We start from the raw sequence: 21786 nt of genomic DNA, 5'->3' as shown, positions 1-21786 counted from the left end.
CACGGGCACGCATTTTGCATAGTAACGGCAAGGGGGAGAACTCCCGCAACGCGATCTTGCCGGTGGTCGGGGTGGCCGGATTCGAACCGACGACCTTCCGCTCCCAAAGCGGACGCGCTACCAAGCTGCGCCACACCCCGTCGGTGCGACACGTAGGGTACATGGAGCGGAGGGCCGGGCCGGCAGCTTTCCACGGGCCGGTCGGGGCGCGGCTCGCGCCGGGCTTCCGTCGAGGGTGCCGGGCGGTCTCGTACGGAGTGTGCGGACAGCGCCCGTGACCCGCTACGATGCTTGTCGTGCCGCGGTCGCCGAGACCTGCGGTGCGCGCAGTGCGGGCGTAGCTCAATGGTAGAGCCCTAGTCTTCCAAACTAGCTACGCGGGTTCGATTCCCGTCGCCCGCTCCATCGCGAAGGGCCCGGTCTCCGAGAGACCGGGCCCTTCCGCGTGGTGCCCGGGGGCCGCCGGCGCGACCTCAGAAGTTGATCTGGCCGACGGACTCGATGATCGAGTTCATGAAGCGGTTGATCGACGGGCCCATGCCCGTGGGCGCCAGGAAGAAGCCGAAGAGCGCCGCGACCACCGCGGGGCCGGCCTTGATGGACCCGCTGCGGATCATGACCACGAGGACGATCCCCAACAGAAGCACCACTGACAGCGAAATGGCCACGTCTGCTCACACCCTCGGTCGGTCCGCCTTGCCGGCCCGGAGATGTGCGGCCGTGCACCCTCCGTCGCTCCCATCGTGCCACCAACTCCCCCCGGCCTGCTGCCGGGTGATGTATCGACCTGTCGATATCGCGCCATCCTGCGCCCTGTGCGCCCCCCATGCACCCAACCGGTTCCGGAGCCGCCCCCAGAGCCCTCCCCGGAGCCGCCCTCGGAGCCGCCCCGGCCGCATAACCGCACTTCGGAACGGCCTGCGACGATGATCGTTTCTGCATCCACGCGGTTTATCCACAGGGGAATTCGACGCCGAAAGCGAGGTAATTCACTTCCATCAACTGGCTGATGATTTACCCCTTTTGGGGGATATAAAGCGGGACAAACCAGTCACGGCCCGTGAGTTTGACATTTGATATGAAGGGAAGACGCGCTATTCGACCGCGGTTTTACGGATGCCAATCGAGACGTCTAGGGTGCCTGAGATGTTCCACGCTCCGAACGCAATGCAGAGGACCGCACTCCCCCCGGTGACCGAGGGTGCGGAGGTCAGACGCCCTGCGCGGGAGGATGCGGGCAGGAAGCGCGACGCCCACTTCGACAACGCCAAGTACCTCGCCATCGTGCTCGTCGCGGTGGCGCATTCCTGGGTTCCGGTCATGGACGGGAGCCGGACCGCCCGTGCGCTGTACATGGTGGTCTACACATTCCACATGCCCGCCTTCATCCTCATCTCGGGCTATTTCTCCCGGTCATTCGACCTGACCCCCGCCAAGGTGAAGCGGCTCATCACCGGCATCGCCGTGCCCTATGTGGTGTTCGAGACGGCGTACTCGCTGTTCCGCCGGTACGCCAACGACGTGCCGGGCGCCCCCGTCAGCCTGCTGGACCCCTGGTATCTGACGTGGTTCCTGGCCGCCCTGTTCATCTGGCGGCTCACCACCCCGGTGTGGCGCAATCTCCGCCATCCGCTGGCCGTTTCGCTCGTGATCGCCGTGCTCGCGTCGGTCTCCCCCAGCATCGGCCGGGACCTCGATCTGCCGCGCGTCCTGCAGTTCCTGCCCTTCTTCGTCCTCGGACTCCAGCTGAAGCCGGAGCACTTCGAGCTGGTCCGCCGCCGCGAGGCCCGGCTGATGGCGCTCCCCCTGTTCGCCTGCGCCCTGGTCGTCGCGTACTGGGCGGCGCCCCGGATGCAGCTGGGCTGGTTCCTGCGCGACTCCAGCGCCCAGGAGATGGGGGCGCCGTGGTGGTCGGGCGCGGTCATGACGCTGGCGATGTTCTGCTGCGCGACGCTGCTGACGGCCGGGTTCCTGGCCCTGGTGCCGCGCCGCCACATGTGGTTCACGGTGCTCGGCGCGGGCACGATCTGCGGCTATCTGCTGCACGGCTTCCTGGTGAAGGGCGCCGACTACGCGGGCGTCTTCGACGACCACGCGTGGCTGGTCTCCCCGACCGGCCTGGTCGTCGTGACCGCGGTCGCGGCCACCGCCGTCACCCTGCTGTGCACCCCGCCGGTGCGGCGGGCCCTGCGCTGTGTGACCGAGCCCGACATGGACTGGGCGTTCCGCCGGGACTCCGCCAGGATCTGACTTCCCGCCTACGCGTACGACGAAGCCCGGCCCCGTGCGGCCGGGCTTCGTCGCGCCGGGCCGGTGTTGGCTCAATCCCGTCGTTCGAGGGGCCCCTGCGGTGCGGTGAGCCCCAACAGCCCCCGCATCCGCGCATACTTCGCGGTCAGCCGGGTACGCACGGCCGGCTCCAGCACCGCGAGGCGGGCCGGGTCGGCGTTGTGGGCGAGGTCCGCCTCCTTGACGAGCAGGGCGCCGGGGGTCGCGAGGATGCGCCGGCCGTACGCCTCCGGCTCCTCCCCCGCCCGCTTGGTGACCGCGAGGACCATCGCCTTGACCTCCTCCGGCAGCGCGGCCCCGGCCAGCCACTCGGCGGACAGCGCGTCGTCCTCCACGGCGTCGTGCAGCCAGGCCGCGGCGATCTGCGCCTCGCTTCCGCCCCTGGCCCGGACGCCCTCCGCGACGGCGGCGAGGTGTTCGACGTAGGGCCGGCCGGCCTTGTCCCGCTGACCGGCATGAGCGGCGCGGGCCAGGGCCTCGATCTCGGTGAGGGTCAAGCGGGGAGGCGTCATGGCGAGGACTCCAGGCCCTCGGGCGGGCCCGGAGTCCGGCTTCGTACGCCCGTTCGCGGGCCCGGGGTCCGGCCCGCACGCCCGCCGGACAGTTGCAATGTCAATTGTTCGGTAAACTAACCGATGACTCCCCCTTGACCTTTTCTTGACCTCTTGAAAGGCCAGGCTCATCGGACACGCAGACACACTCATCGCCATGGGCGGCGCCTTCCTCGCCGCCGCCGTCCTCGCCCGCGTCGGCCGGCGCATCGGACTGCCGACGATCCCCCTGTTCATCCTGGCCGGGATTCTCCTCGGCCCACACACCCCCGGCATCGTCCTCGTCGCCGATCCGCACGAGCTGGAGATGCTCTCCGCACTCGGCCTGGTGCTGCTCCTCTTCTACCTCGGGCTCGAATTCCATCTGGACGACCTCAAGACCGGCGGCCGCAAGATGGTCGTCGCCGGGACCGTCTACCTCATCCTGAACGTGGGTGCCGGGCTCGGCTTCGGCTTCGCGGTGGGCTGGGGCACGGCCGAGGCGCTGGTGCTCGCCGGCGTGATCGGCATCTCCTCGTCGGCCATCGTCACCAAGGTCCTGGTCGACCTGGGCAGGCTCGGCGATCCGGAGACCCGGCCGATCCTCGGCATCATCGTGGTCGACGACATCTTCCTCGCCCTGTACCTGGCCGCCCTCCAGCCCGTTCTGTCCGGCGCGGACAGCCTCGGCGCGGCGGTGACGGACGGGAGCAAGGCGTTCGGCTTCCTGCTCGTGCTCGCCCTGGCCGCCCGCTACGGCACCCGGCTGATCGGCAGGCTGATCAACACGCGGGACGACGAACTCCTCGTCATCTCGTTCCTGGGAGCCGCCGTCCTGGTGGCCGGGATCTCGGACTGGTTCGGCGTCGCGGACGCGATCGGCGCCTTCATGGTGGGGCTGATGCTCGGCAACACGTCGTCGGGCGACCGCATCCGCACGCTGGTGCACCCCCTGCGCGACGCGTTCGGCGCGATCTTCTTCTTCGCCTTCGGTCTCTCCATCGACCCCGGCGACCTGCCGACCGTGCTGTGGCCGGTGCTGGCCGCCGTCGCGATCACCCTCGCGATGAACATCCTCTCCGGTATCGCCACGGCCAGGGTGTACGCGTTCGGCCCGCAGGCCGCCGCGAAGATCGCCACCACCCTGGTGGCGCGCGGCGAATTCGCGCTGATCCTCGCCACGATGGCGGCCGGTGCCGGGCTGAACGAACGGCTATCGCCGTTCATCGCGGGGTACGTCCTGGTCCTCGCGGTCCTCTCCCCGCTGGCGGCCGGGCGCTCGCACTGGCTGGCCCGCGTCCTGCCGGGCCGAAGCGAGCCGGCGCTCCCCGAGCCGGCCCGGACCGGTTCAGGACTTGCGTGACAGGAGCAGCAGGGCCCGGTCGTCGTTGACGTCCTTGGCGCAGGCTTCGATCAGGTGCCAGGCGGCGCCCTCGAAGCCGGTGCTCACATAGCGGTCGGCCTCGCCGGTCAGCCGGTCGATGCCCTCCGCGATGTCCCGGTCGGCGGCCTCGACCAGCCCGTCGGTGAACAACATCAGCACGTCGCCGGGGGCGAGATGGCCCTTGACCGCGTCGAACTCGGCGCCGTCGTACACCCCGAGCAGCGGACCCTCCGCCGCCTTCTCCTCCCACTGGCCGCTGCCGGCGTGGAGCTGGAGGGCCGGCGGATGGCCCGCCGAGAGGAGTTCGTAGTCGCCGGTCTCCAGGTCCAGGACGAGGTGGATGGAGGTGGCGAAGCCCTCGTCCCAGTCCTGGCGGAGCAGATAGCCGTTGGCGGCGGGCAGGAAGCCGTGCGGCGGCAGCGAGCCGAGGAGCCCGCCGAAGGCGCCGGACAGCAGCAGGGCGCGGGAGCCCGCGTCCATGCCCTTGCCGGAGACGTCGGTCAGGACGGCTTCCAGGGTGCTTCCGCCCTGGGTGCGGGCCGCGACGACGAAGTCGCCGGAGAAGGACTGCCCGCCCGCCGGGCGCAGCGCCATCTCGCGGTGCCAGCCGTGCGGGAGGCGGGGCAGCGAGCTCTGGACCCGGATGCGTTCGCGCAGGTCGAAGAGCATGGTGCCGCCGCGCCGCCAGGGCACCCCGACGCGGGCCCGGAACTGGGCGAGGATCAGCCCGAAGAGTCCACAGGCCGCGACGGTGAGCACGGTGCCGGGGGTGACTCCGGCCGGGCCGTCCTCGTAGGGGCCGAGCCGGACCGACTCGACGATGAGGGCGGCGGCGGACGCCGCGTACAGGCCGAGGAGGCTGGCGGGGCGCAGCAGCAGGCCGCCCGCGACGATCGGCAGGACGAGCATGGTGGGCGCGCACCAGACCGGGTCGAGCAGGGTGCAGGCGGTGATGACCGGGATGACGAGCATCAGGCCGGCCAGGGCGACCCAGTCGGAGCCGTCGCCGCGGAAGTAGTCGACCCCGGACCGGCGCAGCGTGCCGTAGACCCGGCGCGCCGATTTCCGCAATCGGGCCGGGTACGTCTCTGTTCCTGCGCGTCGGGCCATTGCGGGGACCTTATCCACCCGGCGGCCTCCGGTGCAGGGGGACCCCATGACAATGCGTTCGAAAACGGCCCGCCGGGTGTCGTACCGGCGGGTGGGCGAGAGGTGTCACGCGGTCTGGCAGCCGGGGCACCAGAAGAGGTTGCGGGCGGCGAGGTCGGCGGTACGGATCTCGGTGCCGCAGATGTGGCAGGCCTGGCGGGCGCGCCGGTAGACGTACACCTCGCCGCCGTGGTCGTCGACGCGCGGCGGGCGGCCCATGGCCTCGGGCAGGTGCTCGGGGCGGACGGTGTCGATGCGGTTGTGGCGTACGCCCTCGCGCATCAGTGCGCACAGGTCCGCCCAGATCTCGTCCCACTCGCGGCGGGTGAGGTCCCGGCCCGCGCGGTAGGGGTCGATGCCGTGCCGGAAGAGCACTTCGGCGCGGTAGACGTTGCCGACGCCCGCGATGACCTTCTGGTCCATCAGCAGGGCGGCGACGGTGATCCGGCTGCGGGAGATCCGCTGCCAGGCCCGTTCGCCGTCCTCGCCGTCGCGCAGCGGGTCGGGGCCGAGCCGGTCGTGTATCGCGGCCTTCTCGGCGTCGGTGATCAGGGCGCAGGTGGTGGGGCCGCGCAGGTCGGCGTGGTGCGCGTCGTTGAGCAGGCGCAGCCGGACGGTGTCGGTGGGCGGCGGGGCCGGCACCGTACCGAAGCCCAGTTTGCCGAACAGGCCGAGGTGGATGTGGACCCAGCCGGTGTCCCCGAAGCCGAGGAAGAGGTGCTTGCCGTGGGCGTCGGCGGTGTCGAGGACCTGTCCGTCGAGCAGGGCGGCGCTGTCCGTGAACTTGCCCTGCGGGCTGCTCGCCCGGACCGGCCGGCCGGCGAAGCGCTCGCGGTGGTCCGCGGCGAGGCGGTGAATCGTGTGTCCCTCGGGCACGGTGGCGGGTCTCCTGGCTGGTGCGGGGTCCGGACATGGCTGTGCCGCCGGGCGGACCGGCGGCACAGGAAGTCGGTCAGCCCTGCTGGGGGTGGTGGGCGGGGATCGGGGGGAGTTCGCCGGTGTTCTCGTAGGCGGTGAGCATGTCGATGCGGCGGGTGTGCCGCTCCTCGCCGGAGTACGGGGTGGCGAGGAAGATCTCGACGAACTTGGTGGACTCCTCGACGGTGTGCATCCGGCCGCCGATGGAGATCACGTTGGCGTCGTTGTGCTCGCGGCCGAGGGCGGCGGTCTGCTCGCTCCAGGCGAGCGCGGCGCGGACGCCCTTGACCTTGTTGGCCGCGATCTGCTCGCCGTTGCCGGAGCCGCCGATCACGATGCCGAGGCTGTCCGGGTCGGCGGCCGTCTTCTCGGCGGCCCGGAGGCAGAACGGCGGGTAGTCGTCCTGGGCGTCGTAGACGTGGGGGCCGCAGTCGACGGCTTCGTGGCCCTGAGCCGTGAGCCACTCGACGAGGTGGTTCTTGAGTTCGTAACCGGCATGGTCCGATCCGAGGTACACGCGCATGGGAGGAGTGTGGCACGTGCGGCGCGGGGCCGCCGACGACGGGGGGCGGCGTGCCCGAAGGCGGGCAGGGACGCGAAGAGGCCCGCCGGGGGTCCGGCGGGCCTCTCGGTGAGTCGGTACGGGTCAGCCGCGGCTGCCCAGGAGCTTCCAGGCGGCCGGCAGCGCGCCCATGGCGAGGGCGGCCTTCAGCGCGTCGCCGAGCAGGAACGGCGTCAGGCCCGCGGCGATCGCCGCGCTCGCCGACATGCCGGTGGCCAGGGCGAGGTAGGGCACGCCGACCGCGTAGATGATCGCGGAGCCGAGGACCATCGTCCCGGCGGTGCGCAGGACCGAGCGGTCGCCGCCGCGCCGGGCGAGGCCGCCGACGACGGTGGCGGCCAGGAGCATGCCGAGGACGTAGCCGAAGGAGGCGCCGCCGGCACCGGAGCTGCCGGCCGAGAACCACGGCATGCCCGCCATGCCGACGAGCGTGTACACGGCGAGGGAGAGGAAGCCCCGGCGGGCGCCGAGCGCGGTGCCGACGAGGAGGGCCGCGAAGGTCTGGCCGGTGACCGGGACCGGGGAGCCGGGGACGGGCACGGCGATCTGGGCGGCTATGCCGGTGAGCGCGGCGCCGCCGAGCACCAGCGCGGCGTCCACGGCGTAGCGGTGCCGGGCGGCGGGGAGCAGATCGGCGAGGACCGCTCCGGTGCGGGCGGGGGCGGCAGCAGTGCTCATCGGGGGACTCCGCGGGGTGAGGGTGGGACGGCTGGGGACGGACTGATCGTGACGTTAGCCGACTGAGCCGTGCTCGATCACCATCGGCGGCCCACAAAGCGGCGGTTGGGCCGTTGGTGGAATTCGCACAAGAAGTGCGGCGCAATCACCGCGGGGGGTGACGCTGGTCACGAAGGTGGGGATGGATTCCGCCGCTCCGGCGCGGGGAGGGGCACGGGCCCGTGACTGTGCACTCCCTCCAAAAGCGCGACACGCCGGTACGGGGGCCTAAGCCCAAGGACCGACCCGGAGTTCGGCACTTCTGCTGTTAGCCTGCTCTTGCATAGTGATTGCAATAACAACTTGTCAGCAGTTGGAGGGTTCGAAACCAATGGCCACGTACACGCTCCCGGAACTCCCGTACGACTACGCCGCGCTCGAACCGGTCATCAATCCGCAGATCATCGAGCTGCACCACGACAAGCACCACGCCGCCTATGTGAAGGGCGCCAACGACACCCTGGAGCAGCTGGAGGAGGCGCGCGACAAGGAGGCGTGGGGAGCGATCAACGGCCTCCAGAAGAACCTCGCCTTCCACCTGTCCGGCCACATCCTGCACTCCATCTACTGGCACAACATGACCGGTGACGGCGGCGGCGAGCCCCTCGCGGCGGACGGCGTCGGCGACCTCGCGGACGCGATCACCGAGTCCTTCGGCTCCTTCGCCGGTTTCAAGTCCCAGCTGACGAAGGCGGCGGCCACCACCCAGGGCTCCGGCTGGGGCGTCCTCGCCTACGAGCCGGTCAGCGGCAAGCTGATCGTCGAGCAGGTCTACGACCACCAGGGCAACGTCGGCCAGGGCTCCACGCCGATCCTGGTCTTCGACGCCTGGGAGCACGCCTTCTACCTCCAGTACAAGAACCAGAAGGTCGACTTCATCGAGGCGATGTGGGCCGTCGTCAACTGGCAGGACGTGGCCAGGCGCTACGCCGCCGCCAAGGAGCGCGCGGACGTCCTGCTGCTCGCCCCCTGACCGGGCACCCCGAACGTCCTGCCTCGTGATCGTCTTCTCACCCTTCACCAGGCAGGCGGTTGAAGAGGAGGCCCCCGCCCGGACGTGACGGACGGGGGCCCTCCTTGTTGCCCCGGCGGCTGCCATGATGCCCGCCATCCCTGATCTTGCGTAGGTATCCCTGGTTTCGGCCGGGAAGGGAAACGCGTCCTCGGATCGGAGGCGCGCGGCGCCGGGGTTCCCTGCGTCCCTGGAGTGAGGGTCAGACGGGTCGCTTCTGTCCGTCGATGTACTGGCGGATCACGGCCAGCGGTGCACCGCCGCAGGACCCGGCGAAGTAGGAGCGGGACCAGAACACCGAGCCGATGCCGGTCCGGTTGATCCGGTCGGCGTACTCCGCCCGCAGATACCGGGAGCTGACGCCCTTGAGTGAGTTGATCAGCTTCGACAGGGCAACCTTCGGCGGGTAGTGCACCAGCAGGTGGACATGGTCGGCTTCGCCGTTGAACTCGCGCAGCTCGGCCCCGAAGCTGCCGCATACCTCCCGCATGATCTCTTCACACCGCTTGAGCATGTGGTCATCGAACACATCACGCCGGTATTTCGTAACAAACACCAAGTGTGCGTGGAGGCTATAGATTACGTGACGTCCGGTGCGGATGTCGGGGTTTGGTTCCCAGCGTGGTGACATACGCCAACTGTATGGTGATCGAGCTGGCTTGACCGAAGGGAGTGGGCTGGGTGATCCGTGCGTATAAGTTCCTCATGCGGCCCACCGTGGGCCAGGCGGTCGCGCTCGGCGAGATGCTGCGTGATCACTGCTCGCTCTACAACGGGGCCTTGCAGGAACGCCGTGACGCCTACCGGCACGTTTCGAGGACGAGCGTCACGTACGGGCGGCAGTCCGCGCAGCTCAGGGAGATCCGGGTGTTCGATCCGGAGCGTCAGGGACGCTGGTCCTTCTCCTCGCAGCAGGCGACGCTTCGTCGTCTGGACAAGGCGTTCGCCGCGTTCTTCCGCCGGATCAAGTCCGGCGATACGCCTGGTTGTCCCAGGTTCCGGGGCGTGAACTGGTTCGACACGGTGGACTTCCCCAAGGACGGCGACGGCTGCCGGTGGGGCTCCACCCCGCACGATCCTGTCACCCGCGTCCGCTTCCAGGGTGTCGGGCACGTCAAGGTCAACCAGCACCGCGCGGTGGTCGGCAAGGTCAAGACCGTGTCGGTCAAGCGTGAGGGCCGCAAGTGGTTCGTCGTGCTCACTGCCGAGCAGAAACAGCCCGAACCGCTTCCCACGACGGGCAGCGCGGTCGGCATCGACCTGGGTATCGCCTCGTTCCTCACCATGTCCAGCGGTGGGCACATCGCAAACCCGCGCTACGCCCGCAAGGCCGCCAAGAAGCTCGAAGCGGCACAGCAGGCGCTCAGCCGCTTCCCACGCCGCAAGGCCAAGGACCGCACCCGCAATCATCAGCGCGCCGTGGAGAAGGTCGCGGCCCTGCACGGCAAGGTGCGTCGTCGGCGCCTCGACCACGCGCACAAGACCGCGCTGGGCCTGGTCCGTGAGCACGACTTCATCGCGCACGAAGACCTCAAGATCCGCAACATGAGCAAGGCCCCCGCGCCGAAGCCCGACCCCGGGACGCCGGGCGGCTTCCTGCCCAACGGGGCCTCGTCCAAGGCCGGGCTGAACCGCTCGATCGCTGATGCCGGGTGGGGGGGGTTCCTCGCGATCCTGAACGCAAAGGCTGAGAGCGCCGGGCGGGAAGTGATGGCCGTGGACCCCCGCGACACCTCACGACGGTGCCCCGAATGCGGGCACATCGCCAAGGAGAACCGGCCCACACAGGAGAAGTTCCACTGCCAGACGTGCGGCCACAACGCGCACGCCGACACGGTGGGCGCACTCAACGTTCTACGGGCCGGGCTGGTCCGCCGCGACGCCAACCAGGCATAGCGAGAAGCCCCCTTGCTCACGAGGGGGAGGAGTCACGAGGAGCACTTCATGACTATCACCGTCCACGAGTTGGTCCACTACCCGGTCAAGGGCTGCGCCGGAACCTCGGTGGAATCCGCCCGCGTCACCGTCACCGGCCTCGCCCACGACCGGACGTTCATGGTGGTCGCCGCGGCCGACGGCGCGTTCCGCAGCCAGCGCACCCACCCCGCGATGGCCGCGATCGGCGTCCGCGTCCTGGACTCGGGGGCGGCCCTCGCCCTGTCCGCCGAGGGGCCCGGGACACTGCGCCTGGAGGTCGACCCGGACGGGCCGCGCCGCGAGGTCAGCATGTTCGGCAGGGCCCTCGGGCCCGCCGTGGACCAGGGCGACGCGGCGGCGGAGTGGTTCTCCGAGGCGCTCGGGGCCGCGTCCCGGCTGGTACGGGTGGTCCCCGGCTTCGACCGCGACGGCTGGGGCGAGACCCCCGGCAAGGTCAACTTCGCCGACGCGCACGCGGTCCTGGTCACCTCGACGGCCTCGCTGGCCGGGCTCAACGCCCGCATCGCGGAGCGGGGCGACGCCGCGCCCGTCCCCATGAACCGCTTCCGGCCCAACATCGTGCTGGCCGGCGACGGCGAACCGCACTTCGAGGACCGGGTGGCCGGGATGGCCGTGGGCACCGCCGAACTCGCCTACTCGGTACGGGCGCTGCGGTGCAACGTCCCGCTCGTGGACCAGCGCACCGGCCTCCGCGCGGGCCCGGAGCCGGTGCGCACGCTGGCCACGTACCGCAAGGAGCCCGAGTACGGCAACAAGCTCAGCTTCGGCACGAAGAACGCGGTGGTCCGCGAGGGCGTGGTGCGGGTCGGCGACCCGGTCTCCGTGCACAGCGCGGTGGCCGGCTGAACCCCCCGTAAAACCGGCTGCCGCGCGCGGCCCGCTCTCCTATCGTCGTGCCGATGTTCCCCGTGTGAACGGGACGACGACGTGGAGGATGACTGTGCGCTACCGCGAGCTGGGACGCAGCGGACTTTCGGTGTCGGAGATCGGCTACGGAGCCTGGGGCATCGGCGAGTCGAGCTGGGTGGGGGCGAGTCGGGACGAGTCGCTGCGCGCCCTGAACCGGGCCGTCGACCTCGGCGTGAACCTGATCGACACGGCGCGCGGCTACGGCGAGAGCGAGCGCATCGTCGGGGAGGTCGTGCGCGCGCGGGCCGGTGACGGGGTGCTCGTCGCGACCAAGGTGCCGCCGAAGAACGGGGTGTGGCCGGCGGCCGACGGCACGGACCCGGCGGACGCGTTCCCCGGCGAGCACATCCGCGCCAGTCTGGAGACCAGCCTCGCCGCCTCCGGCCTCGACCACTTCGACGTGCTCCAGTTCCACGTCTGGAACGACGAGTGGCTGGGGCGCGGGGACTGGCTGGAGACGGTCGCCGCGCTGAAGCGGGAGGGCAAGATCCGGCTGTTCGGGGTCTCCGTCAACGACCACGCGCCCGACAGCGCCCTCGCACTGGTGCGCAGCGGTGCGGTGGACAGCGTGCAGGTCATCTACAACGTGTTCGACCAGTCCCCCGCCGACGCGCTGCTGCCGGCCTGTCAGGAGTACGGCGTCGGGGTCGTCGTGCGGGTCGCGCTGGACGAGGGCGGGCTGACCGGCCGGATCACCGCGGACACGACGTTCCCCGAGGGCGACTGGCGCAACCGCTACTTCCGCGACGACCGCCCGGCCGAGGTCGAGCGGCGCGTCGCGGCGATCGTCGCGGACCTGGGCATCGGGCAGGACGAGATCGCCGAGCACGCGCTGCGGTTCGTCCTGAGCCACCCGGCCGTCTCGACCGTCATCCCGGGCATGCGCAGCGTGCGCAACGTGGAGCGCAACACCGCCGTCGGCGACGGACGACCGCTGACCGCCGAGCAGTTGGCGGTGCTGGCGAAGCACCGCTGGCAGCGCGACTTCTACTCCTGAGAGGCGCCCGGCCTCTGGTCCGGTCGCGGCTGCCGGTCCTCCGGGGTCTTCGTCCACGGGCCGACGCCGAGCCGGCCGGTGGTCCCGAGGTCCAGTTCCGGGGTGACGGTCACCGGTTCGGCGCCGGGCCTGGCGGTGACCTCGACGTAGGGGGCGTCGACCGGGTCGCCGGCCGTGGTGGTGTTGCGCCAGGCGAGGTTGGCGTAGGCGCTCTCGCCGGGCCGCAGTGTGACAGGGCGGGGCGAGGGGTCGCCGCCGATGCCGCTGGAGATCTTGTCGGTGCCGCGCAGGATGTCCACACCGGTCACCGGCTCGCGGTCCTCGCCCAGGAGCCGCAGCGCGGGGTAGCCGTTCAGGCGGTAGTCGGCGGTGGAGCAGTTGACCAGGTGGATGCCGACGACGCGCAGGCCCATCGCGGCGTTGCCCTCGTCGTTGGTGACGCGGACCCCGGAGAGCGGGCAGGCGTCCGTCCCGCCGGGCGCCCCGTTCGCCGGGACGGCGCGGACCTTGGTGATCCGGGCCCGGTGGCCGCGCGCGGAGCCGGGGCCCTCGTCCGTGTCGAGGGGGCGGCGCACGGTCTGGCCGGGCTTCACCGCCTCGACGGTGCGCGTGACGCTGTCCATGGCCTCGCCGAAGCCGTTCACCAGGGTGAAGGTGATGGTGTAGGTGAGCGGTTCGTCGTCGTTGTTGGTGACCTCGTACCCGGTGGAGGGGGCGCCGGAGGGCCCGCACTCGCCGCTGATGACCCGGACGTCGTCCCAGGTCCGGCCGGCCGGGTCGGGGACCGGGGCGAGGGAGGCGCAGGTGGCGGCGGGCGCGGCTTTGGCGGCCGTCTCCTTCCCGCAGCCGGTGAGCAGCGCGGTGCTCGCGAGGGCGGCACACAGGGCGAGGACGGGGGCGGGGCGCATCCGTTCAGAAGATCAAAGCGCACCGGGAGGTGCTGTGCAACAGGTCACATATCGCGTCACGGTGGCGTCACAGACGGCGCGGGCCCGGCCGCCGGACGGCCGGGCCCGCGCACGGGGGTGTGCTCAGTCGAAGACCGGGCCCTGGGTGCGGGTGCGCTTGATCTCGTAGAAGCCGGGGATGGAGGCGACCATCAGGGTGCCGTCCCAGAGCTTCGCGGCCTCCTCGCCCTTGGGCGCGGGGGTGACGACCGGGCCGAAGAAGGCGATCTGTCCGCCGTCCGGGCCGGGTACGGCGATGACCGGGGTGCCGACCTCCTGGCCGACCTTCTCGATGCCCTCCCGGTGGGAGGCGCGCAGTTCGGTGTCGTAGGCGTCGGAGTCCGCGTACGCGGCCAGTTCGACGGGCAGGCCGACGTCCTTCAGCGCGGCCTCGACGGCCTCGGGGGTGACGCCCTCGCCCCGGTTGTGGATGCGGGTGCCGAGCGCGGTGTAGAGCGGGCCGACCACCTCGTCGCCGTGCTTCTGCTGGGCGGCGACGACGACCCGTACCGGGCCCCACGCCTTGTTCTCCAGCATGTCGCGGTACTCCTCCGGCAGCTCGTCGATCCGGTCCTCGTTGAGCACGGACAGGCTCATGACGTGCCAGCGGACCTCGACGTCGCGGACCTTCTCCACCTCCAGCATCCAGCGGGAGGTCATCCAGGCCCAGGGGCAGACCGGGTCGAACCAGAAGTCGACGGGGGTCCTGCCGCTCGCCGTGCTGTTGTCAGACATCTCTCTCCTCGAACTGGACCGAACGCTCCGTGCGCGAGAACACCGGACGACGCTCCGGCCATTCCCGCCCGCGACTCCGGGAGGCGGCATGCGAGGATCAAACTATTCGAACGTGACACAAAGGAGTGTGCCGTGCCCGGCGAGAACCTGTCCCGCGACGAGGCCCGCGAGCGAGCGGAGCTGCTGACCGTCGACGGTTACGACGTCGAACTCGACGTCCGTTCGGCGGTCGGTGACCCCGGCCGGGACGACCGGGCCCGGGGCCCGCTGACCTTCCGCTCGGTGACGACGATCCGGTTCCGCACGCGGCGCGGCGGCGCGTCCACCTTCGCGGACCTGATCGCCCCGTCCGTCAGCGCGGTGACGCTGGACGGTGCCGAGCTGGACCCGGCCGCCGTGTTCGACGGGGCGCGGGTGACGCTGGCGGACCTGTCGGAGGGCGAGCACGTCCTGGTGGTCGACGCGCAGTGCGCGTACAGCCGGACCGGCGAGGGCATGCACCGCTTCGTCGACCCGGAGGACGGCGAGGTCTACCTCTACACCCAGTACGAGCCGGCGGACGCGCGCCGCGTCTTCGCCAACTTCGAGCAGCCCGACCTCAAGGCCCCGTACCGCTTCCGGGTGACGGCGCCCGCGGAGTGGACGGTGTGGAGCAACGGCGCGGAGGAGTCCCGCGAGGGCGGGGTGTGGCGGTTCGCGGAGACGAAGCCGATCTCCACGTACATCACGGCGGTCGTCGCCGGTCCGTACCACTACGTGACGGACTCCTACAGCCGGACCTTCGAGGACGGCACGACGCTGGAGATCCCGCTCGGCGCGATGTGCCGCAAGGGGCTCGCCAAGCACTTCGACGCCGACGACGTCTTCCTGATCACCAAGCAGGGCCTGGACTTCTTCCACGACAACTTCGACTACCCGTACCCGTTCGGGAAGTACGACCAGGCGTTCGTGCCGGAGTACAACCTCGGCGCGATGGAGAACCCGGGCTGTGTGACGTTCCGCGAGGAGTACATCTTCCGCGGCAAGGTGACGCAGGCGGCGTACGAGGGCCGGGCCAACGTCATCCTGCACGAGATGGCGCACATGTGGTTCGGGGACCTCGTCACGATGGGGTGGTGGGACGACCTGTGGCTGAAGGAGTCCTTCGCGGACTTCATGGGCGTCTTCGCGATGACCGGCGCGACCCGCTTCGAGGACGGCTGGATCACCTTCGCGAACAACCGCAAGTCCTGGGCGTACCGCGCCGACCAGCTGCCGTCCACCCACCCGATCACGGCCGACATCCGTGACCTGGAGGACGCCAAGCTGAACTTCGACGGCATCACGTACGCCAAGGGCGCCTCGGTGCTCAAGCAGCTGGTGGCGTACGTGGGCCGGGAGGCGTTCCTGGAGGGCGCCCGGCGCTACTTCAAGAAGCACGCCTACGGCAACACCACGCTCGGGGACCTGCTGTCGGTGCTGTCCGAGACGTCCGGGCGGGACATGACCGCGTGGTCGCGCTCCTGGCTGCAGACCGCGGGCGTCAACTCGATGACCCCGGTGGCGACGTACGACGCGGCCGGCCGGATCACCGAGCTGGCCGTCCTCCAGGAGGCCGCCGAGTCCCACCCGGAGCTGCGGCCGCACCGGGTCGCCGTGGGCCTGTACCGGCGCGACGCCGAGGGCGCGCTGGTGCGCTACGCGCGTGCCGAGGCGGACGTGTCGGGCCCGCGCACGGTGATCGGGGAGCTGGCCGGGGCCGAGCGGCCCGAGTTGATCCTGGTCAACGACGACGACCTGACGTACTGCAAGGTGCGGTTCGACGAGGTGTCGCTGGCCACGCTGCGGGCGCATCTGGGCGACATCACGGACCCTTCCCCAAGCTCTTCGAGCAGGGGATACCCCATGGCCCGTGCTCTGTGCTGGTCGGCGCTGTGGAACCTCACCCGGGACGGGCTGATGCCGGCCCGTGACTTCGTGTCCCTGGTGCTGGCGTTCGCGGGGCGCGAGACGGACATCGGCGTGCTCCAGATGCTGCACGCCTGGACGCGCGGCGCGCTGACGCACTACGCGGCGCCCGCGTGGCGCGAGGAGGGCGGCCGGGCGCTGGCCGAGGGCGCGCTCGGCGAACTGCGGCTCGCGGAGCCCGGCAGTGAGCACCAGCTGGCCTGGGCCCGGTTCTTCGCGTCGGTGGCCGCGTCGGACACCGACTTCCAGCTGCTGTCCGGGCTGCTCGACGGGTCCGCCCGGATCGACGGGCTGGACGTGGACCAGGAGCTGCGCTGGGCGTTCCTGTCGCCGCTGGTCTCGCATCTGGTGGCCGACGAGGCGGCGGTGGACGCGGAGCTGGCGCGGGACGACACGGCGTCCGGCGAGCGGCACCGGGTGCGGTGCCTGGCGTCCCGGCCGTCCGCCGAGGTGAAGGCGCGGGCGTGGGCGGACGTCGTGGAGTCGGACGCGCTGTCCAACGCGCTGGTGGAGGCCACGATCGCGGGCTTCGAGCAGTCCTCGCAGCGGGAGCTGCTGGCGCCCTACGCCGAGCGGTACTTCGAGGCGATCGAGCGGGTGTGGGCGGACCGGTCGATCCAGATCGGGATGGCCGTGGTGCGGGGCCTGTTCCCGTCGCTCCAGGACGACCCGGCGACGCTGGAGGCGACCGACGCCTGGCTGGAATCGCACGCGGACGCGGCGCCGGCGCTGCGGCGGCTGGTCCTGGAGTCCCGCGACGACCTGGCGCGCGCTCTGCGGGCGCAGGCGGTGGACTCGGTGGCGTAACGGAGTCACGGGCGGGGCGAGCGGGACGGGCGGGTCGGTACGCGTGGCGTATCGGCCCGTTCGTCCCGTCTGACGCTTCGGCACCAGTGGCGGGATTACGCCATGTACTCAACAAGTCCCCCACAACTCTCCACAAACCCCTGTCATTTACGAAAGGGTGAGCGGTCATCCGGTACCGATTTCCGGACTCTCTCTTTCACATACAGGGATGCTGATGACCTCCGAATCCCCCGGCTCCATATCCGGAGCGAGACGAGCGGCCCGGGTGGCGGCCGTCGCCGGTCTGGCGGCCGCGCTGGCCGCCTCCGGTATGGCCCCCGTCCTCGCCGCCGACGACCCGTCAGGCTCACCCGTCAAGGAGGCCGGTGCCGCCGCTCCGGCCGACAAGCTGGGCACCGCCGACGCCGAGGTCCTGACCAAGGCCAAGGCCAAGGGCGAGAAGAACGTCACCATGATGGTCGCGACCGCCCCCGGCGCGACCGAGCAGGTCACCAAGCAGCTGGACGCCGTCAAGGGCTCCGTGCTGGGCCTCGCCTACGACAGGCTCGGCTACGTCCGGGCGACCGTGCCGACCTCCGCCGCCGAGGCCACCATCAAGGCGGCGTCGAAGCTCAGCTCCGTCCACGGCATCGATCTCAAGCAGGAGATCATGCTGGACGACCCGACGCCCGCGGCCGACCGGGCCACCGGCGCCAAGGCGCGCACGAAGTCCACCGGCAGCTACCCGGCGCCGGGCAGGAAGACCCCGGCGAAGAACCCGTACAACCCGTCCTTCGAGACGGGCGCGGTCGACTTCGTGCGGCAGCACCCCAAGGCGGACGGCCGCGGGATCACCATCGGCGTGCTGGACTCGGGCGTGGACGTCGCCCACCCGGCGCTGCAGAAGACCACCACCGGCGAGCGCAAGATCGTCGACTGGGTGACCGCCACCGACCCGGTGAGCGACGGCGACGGCACCTGGCTGCGGATGACGGACGCCGTCTCCGGCCCGGTGTTCACGTACAAGGGGCGTACGTACAACGCGCCCAAGGGCTCGTACCGGATCAGCGTGTTCGCCGAGGCCGCCACCAAGGGCGGCGACATGGCGGGCGACCTGAACCGCGACGGCGACACCACCGACACCTGGGCCGTCCTCTACGACCCGGTCACCGGCACCTCCCGCGTCGACCTGAACGGCAACGCGGACTTCCGCGACGACACCGCGCTCAAGCCGTACAAGGAGAAGCACCAGGTCTCCTACTTCGGCAAGGACGACCCGCGCACCGATGTGGTCGAGCGCATCCCGTTCGTCGTCGAGAACCGCGCGGACGTCGTCTACAACGCGGCGGGCGACACCGCCGACTTCGTCTCCATCGGCGTCATCGAGTCCGAGCACGGCACGCACGTCGCGGGCATCACCGCCGCCAACGGCCTGTTCGGCGGGAAGATGGACGGTGCCGCGCCCGGCGCGAAGATCGTCTCCTCGCGCGCCTGCACCTGGTCCGGCGGCTGCACCAACATCGCGCTCACCGAGGGCATGATCGACCTCGTCGTGAACCGCGGCGTGGACATCGTCAACATGTCGATCGGCGGTCTGCCGCCGCTGAACGACGGCAACAACGCCCGCGCCGAGCTGTACAAGCGGCTCGTGGACATCTACGGCGTCCAGCTGGTCATCTCGGCCGGCAACGACGGCCCCGGCGTCAACACCATCGGCGACCCCGGCCTCGCCGACCACGTCATCTCGGTCGGCGCGTCCATCTCCAAGGAGACCTGGGCCGCCAACTACGGCTCCGGCGTCACCAAGAAGTACGACATGATGCCGTTCTCCTCGCGCGGCCCGCGTGAGGACGGCGGATTCGCGCCGACCCTGACCGCCCCCGGCGCGGCCATCAACTCCACGCAGACCTGGCTGCCCGGCGGCCCGGTCAAGGAGGCCGGCTACTCGCTGCCCGCCGGCTACTCGATGCTCCAGGGCACGTCGATGGCCTCCCCGCAGGCCGCCGGCGCCGCCGCGCTGCTGCTGTCCGCCGCGAAGCGGAAGCACATCGAGCTGCCCCCGGCCGACCTGCGCACCGCGCTGACCAGCACCGCCACCAAGATCAAGGGAGTGCCCGCGCACGCCCAGGGCGCCGGTCTGATCGACATCGTGGACGCCTGGAAGCTGATCTCCCGGAAGGGCGCCCCGGCGCACGAGTACACCGTCAAGGCGCCGGTGGACACCGCGATCGACTTCGCGCTGAAGACCCCGGGCTTCGGCACCGGCCTCTACGACCGCGAGGGCGGCCTGAAGGCGGGCCAGAAGAAGACCTACGACATCACGGTCACCCGCACCACGGGCCCCGACCGCGACGTCGCGCACAAGCTCTCCTGGAAGTACGGCGACGGCACCTTCCGGATCGTCGGCCCCAAGAAGGTCTCGCTGCCGCTCGGCAAGCCGGTCACCGTCAAGGTCCAGGCGAAGCCGCGCACCGCGGGCGTGCACAGCGCGATCCTCCAGCTCGACGACAGGAAGACCGCCGGCACCGACCAGCAGATCCTCACCACGGTCGTCGTCTCCAAGGAGCTGGCGAAGCCGTCCTACGCGTACACGACGTCCGGCACGGTGCAGCGCAACAGCACCACGTCGTACTTCGTGACCGTGCCGGAGGGCGCCAAGACCCTGGAGGTCTCGCTGGGCGCCCTGCGCTCGGGCAGCCAGACCCGCTTCATCTCCATCCACCCGTACGGGGTGCCGGTGGACAACAGCGGTACGCCGTACTGCTACCCGAACTACGAGAACCCGGCCAACACCTGCCGCCCGGACGCGCGTTCCTACGCCGACCCGCAGCCCGGTGTCTGGGAGATCGAGGTCGAGGCGCGGCGCACCTCGCCGCTGCTGGACAACCCGTACCGGCTGAACGTGGCGCTGCTCGGCGCGACCTTCGACCCGGCGGTGCAGACCATCGCCGAGGCGAAGATCGGCACCCCGGCCGCGGTCGACTGGACGGTCACCAACAACGCGGGGCCCCTGGAGGCGCACCTCAAGGGCGGCTCGCTGGGCTCGGCGGCCGTGGAGCGCCCGTCGATCTCCACCGGTGGCACGTACGTCAAGGAGGTCACCATCGGTGAGGGCGTCGAGAAGCTGGACGTCGCCATCGGCGGCACCACCGACGCCAACGCCGACCTCGACCTGTACGTGTACAAGGGTTCCGCCGAGGTGGGCGCCTCCACCACGGCGGGCTCCGAGGAGTCCGTCAGCCTGCTGAAGCCGGCCGCCGGCACGTACACCGTCCTGATCGACGGCTACGACGTCCCGGCCGGCACCACCGAGTACGACTACCGCGACGTCTACTACTCGGCGGCGCTCGGCACCATCTCCGTGGACGAGTCGAAGGCCGTGAACCTGGCCGCCGGCGAGTCCGCCGAGGTCGGCGCCGAGGTGAAGGTGGCCGGCGCGGCCCCCGAGGGCCGGCAGTTCTTCGGTGAGGTCAGCCTGGTGAACGCGCGCGGCACCGCGGCGGGCACCGGCAGCGTGGTGATCCGGAACGTCACCCCGTAGTCACACCGTGTCGAACATGTGATCTGTCAAGGCAGTGGGGCGGGTGCTCACCGGGCACCCGCCCCATCTGTCTGTCACCCGCCGCCCGCCGAACCGGGCAATCGGTTTGGATGCATGCCCCGTGGACATACGCATCGTGACTCCTCCTCCTCGCGAACGAGGCGGCTTCTCGCCCGGCTGAAGAACCGGGCGACGGCCAAGCCCTGACCGCTGCCCGCGGGCAGGGCTGGAACTTACCGCGCCGCTCGGCATGTCACCAAACGGCCGCGAACCCGCCCGGCTCTCAGGACCGAAATCCGTTTGCGAAGATGTGGTGAGGAAGCGGCATCATGTCTGTTCGTACGTCTGAGGGAGTTCCTGTGAAGGTCGGAATCGTCGGCGCCACCGGTCAGGTCGGCACAGTCATGCGCAGCATCCTGGCCGAACGCGAGTTCCCGGCCGACGAGCTGCGGCTGTTCGCCTCCGCGCGTTCGGCCGGCTCCACCATCGAGTGGAAGGGGCGCGAGATCACCGTCGAGGACGCCTCGACCGCCGACTACACCGGGCTGGACATCGTGCTGTTCTCGGCCGGCGGCGCCACCTCCAGGGCGCTCGCCGAGAAGGTCGCCTCGCAGGGCGCCGTGGTGATCGACAACTCCTCGGCCTGGCGCAAGGACCCCGAGGTCCCGCTGGTCGTCTCCGAGGTCAACCCGCACGCGATCGCGAACCGCCCCAAGGGCATCATCGCCAACCCGAACTGCACCACGATGGCCGCCATGCCCGTGCTGCGCCCGCTGCACGAGGAGGCGGGGCTCGAAGCGCTGACCGTCGCCACGTACCAGGCGGTCTCCGGCTCCGGCCTGGCCGGTGTCGCCGAGCTGCACGGCCAGGCGTCCAAGGTCGTCGCCGACGCGGACAAGCTCACGCACGACGGCGCGGCCGTGGACTTCCCCGAGCCCGGCGTCTACAAGCGCCCCATCGCCTTCAACGTGCTGCCGCTGGCCGGCGCCATCGTGGACGACGGCTCCTTCGAGACGGACGAGGAGCAGAAGCTCCGCAACGAGTCCCGCAAGATCCTGGAGATCCCCGGCCTGAAGGTCTCCGGCACCTGTGTCCGCGTCCCGGTCTTCTCCGGCCACTCGCTCCAGGTGAACGCCCGCTTCGCCCGCCCGATCGGCGTGGAGCGCGCGTACGAGCTCCTCAAGGACGCGCCGGGCGTCGAGCTGTCCGAGATCCCCACGCCGCTCCAGGCCGCGGGCAAGGACGCCTCCTTCGTGGGGCGCATCCGCAACGACGAGACCGCGGAGAACGGTCTGGCGCTGTTCGTCTCCAACGACAACCTGCGCAAGGGCGCGGCGCTGAACGCGGTCCAGATCGCGGAGCTGGTCGCGGCCGAACTGCGCGGCTGAACCGGTCGTTCCCGAGCGCCGGACAGGGCCGGATTTC

18 protein-coding genes and 2 tRNA genes are annotated in these 21786 nt (G+C 70.7%); 10 read left to right on the top strand and 10 right to left on the bottom strand.

The features are described 5' to 3' along the window. Positions 1-63 precede the first annotated feature (63 nt). Positions 64-140 (bottom strand) — tRNA-Pro (locus DNK56_RS07540). Positions 141-331: 191 nt separating this feature from the next. On the opposite strand from DNK56_RS07540, the gene DNK56_RS07535 reads away from it, so the two are divergent. Beyond that, positions 332-405: transfer RNA gene (locus tag DNK56_RS07535), tRNA-Gly, on the top strand. A gap of 68 nt (positions 406-473) precedes the next feature. Here the strand turns inward: DNK56_RS07535 and DNK56_RS07530 are convergent. Further along, positions 474-668 (bottom strand): hypothetical protein, encoded by a 195-nt coding sequence (locus DNK56_RS07530; RefSeq protein WP_111331664.1) that lies wholly within the window; start codon positions 666-668, stop codon positions 474-476. A 478-nt stretch (positions 669-1146) separates the two neighbouring features. On the opposite strand from DNK56_RS07530, the gene DNK56_RS07520 reads away from it, so the two are divergent. Then, positions 1147-2250, top strand: a complete 1104-nt coding sequence (locus DNK56_RS07520; RefSeq protein ID WP_199563824.1) for an acyltransferase family protein — start codon at positions 1147-1149, stop codon at positions 2248-2250. Between the two features lie 71 nt (positions 2251-2321). On the opposite strand, the gene DNK56_RS07515 is transcribed toward DNK56_RS07520, so the two are convergent. Further along, complete coding sequence (locus DNK56_RS07515; RefSeq protein ID WP_111331658.1) at positions 2322-2801, bottom strand: HD domain-containing protein; 480 nt, start codon at positions 2799-2801, stop codon at positions 2322-2324. A 196-nt stretch (positions 2802-2997) separates the two neighbouring features. Between DNK56_RS07515 and DNK56_RS07510 the strand changes: the two genes are divergently transcribed. Further along, positions 2998-4182, top strand: coding sequence for a cation:proton antiporter (locus DNK56_RS07510; protein ID WP_111331656.1), 1185 nt, complete (start codon positions 2998-3000; stop codon positions 4180-4182). Here DNK56_RS07510 and DNK56_RS07505 read toward each other — a convergent pair. From DNK56_RS07505 to DNK56_RS07490, 4 genes are all read right to left on the bottom strand, one after another. Next, on the bottom strand, positions 4168-5313 hold the full coding sequence (locus tag DNK56_RS07505; protein ID WP_111331654.1) for a PP2C family protein-serine/threonine phosphatase: 1146 nt from the start codon (positions 5311-5313) through the stop codon (positions 4168-4170). The genes DNK56_RS07510 and DNK56_RS07505 overlap by 15 nt on opposite strands. A gap of 105 nt (positions 5314-5418) precedes the next feature. After that, positions 5419-6228, bottom strand: a complete 810-nt coding sequence (locus tag DNK56_RS07500; protein WP_111331652.1) for an Fpg/Nei family DNA glycosylase — start codon at positions 6226-6228, stop codon at positions 5419-5421. Positions 6229-6304: 76 nt separating this feature from the next. Then, positions 6305-6793 (bottom strand): ribose-5-phosphate isomerase, encoded by a 489-nt coding sequence (locus tag DNK56_RS07495; protein WP_111331650.1) that lies wholly within the window; start codon positions 6791-6793, stop codon positions 6305-6307. Between the two features lie 123 nt (positions 6794-6916). Continuing rightward, the gene (locus DNK56_RS07490) at positions 6917-7510 is read right to left on the bottom strand and encodes a biotin transporter BioY (RefSeq protein WP_111331648.1); all 594 of its coding nucleotides are present in this window, start codon (positions 7508-7510) and stop codon (positions 6917-6919) included. 370 nt (positions 7511-7880) lie between these two features. Between DNK56_RS07490 and DNK56_RS07485 the strand changes: the two genes are divergently transcribed. Beyond that, complete coding sequence (locus tag DNK56_RS07485; RefSeq protein WP_111331647.1) at positions 7881-8522, top strand: superoxide dismutase; 642 nt, start codon at positions 7881-7883, stop codon at positions 8520-8522. A gap of 241 nt (positions 8523-8763) precedes the next feature. Here the strand turns inward: DNK56_RS07485 and tnpA are convergent, their stop codons facing one another. Continuing rightward, a complete protein-coding gene (gene tnpA, locus DNK56_RS07480; protein WP_111331645.1) occupies positions 8764-9192 on the bottom strand; it encodes an IS200/IS605 family transposase in 429 nt (142 codons plus the stop codon). Between the two features lie 50 nt (positions 9193-9242). On the opposite strand from tnpA, the gene DNK56_RS07475 reads away from it, so the two are divergent. The 3 genes from DNK56_RS07475 (at position 9243) to DNK56_RS07465 (ending at position 12405) form a co-directional block, all read left to right on the top strand. Then, positions 9243-10457 carry an RNA-guided endonuclease InsQ/TnpB family protein gene (locus DNK56_RS07475; RefSeq protein ID WP_111331643.1) on the top strand — a complete coding sequence of 405 codons (1215 nt, stop codon included), beginning with the start codon at positions 9243-9245 and terminating at the stop codon, positions 10455-10457. Positions 10458-10505: 48 nt separating this feature from the next. Next, positions 10506-11345 (top strand): MOSC domain-containing protein, encoded by an 840-nt coding sequence (locus tag DNK56_RS07470; RefSeq protein ID WP_111331640.1) that lies wholly within the window; start codon positions 10506-10508, stop codon positions 11343-11345. A gap of 94 nt (positions 11346-11439) precedes the next feature. Next, the gene (locus DNK56_RS07465; protein ID WP_111331637.1) at positions 11440-12405 is read left to right on the top strand and encodes an aldo/keto reductase; all 966 of its coding nucleotides are present in this window, start codon (positions 11440-11442) and stop codon (positions 12403-12405) included. Here the strand turns inward: DNK56_RS07465 and DNK56_RS07460 are convergent. Both DNK56_RS07460 and DNK56_RS07455 read right to left on the bottom strand, forming a co-directional pair. Next, on the bottom strand, positions 12396-13313 hold the full coding sequence (locus DNK56_RS07460) for a DUF4232 domain-containing protein (protein WP_111331635.1): 918 nt from the start codon (positions 13311-13313) through the stop codon (positions 12396-12398). The genes DNK56_RS07465 and DNK56_RS07460 overlap by 10 nt on opposite strands. A gap of 123 nt (positions 13314-13436) precedes the next feature. Further along, a complete protein-coding gene (locus tag DNK56_RS07455) occupies positions 13437-14087 on the bottom strand; it encodes a mycothiol-dependent nitroreductase Rv2466c family protein (protein ID WP_111331633.1) in 651 nt (216 codons plus the stop codon). Positions 14088-14219: 132 nt separating this feature from the next. On the opposite strand from DNK56_RS07455, the gene pepN reads away from it, so the two are divergent. The 3 genes from pepN (at position 14220) to DNK56_RS07440 (ending at position 21749) form a co-directional block, all read left to right on the top strand. After that, entirely contained in the window at positions 14220-16841 is a 2622-nt protein-coding gene (pepN, locus tag DNK56_RS07450) for an aminopeptidase N (protein ID WP_111331631.1), read from the top strand. A gap of 208 nt (positions 16842-17049) precedes the next feature. Next, entirely contained in the window at positions 17050-20361 is a 3312-nt protein-coding gene (locus DNK56_RS07445; RefSeq protein ID WP_199563825.1) for a S8 family serine peptidase, read from the top strand. Positions 20362-20720: 359 nt separating this feature from the next. Continuing rightward, on the top strand, positions 20721-21749 hold the full coding sequence (locus DNK56_RS07440; RefSeq protein ID WP_111331629.1) for an aspartate-semialdehyde dehydrogenase: 1029 nt from the start codon (positions 20721-20723) through the stop codon (positions 21747-21749). The last annotated feature ends 37 nt before the right edge of the window (positions 21750-21786 follow it).

It is taken from the genome of Streptomyces sp. AC1-42W, assembly GCF_003248355.1.
Lineage (GTDB): Bacteria > Actinomycetota > Actinomycetes > Streptomycetales > Streptomycetaceae > Streptomyces.
The sequence above is the reverse complement of the archived record's forward strand: the minus strand, read 5'-3'. Positions and strand labels throughout refer to the sequence as shown.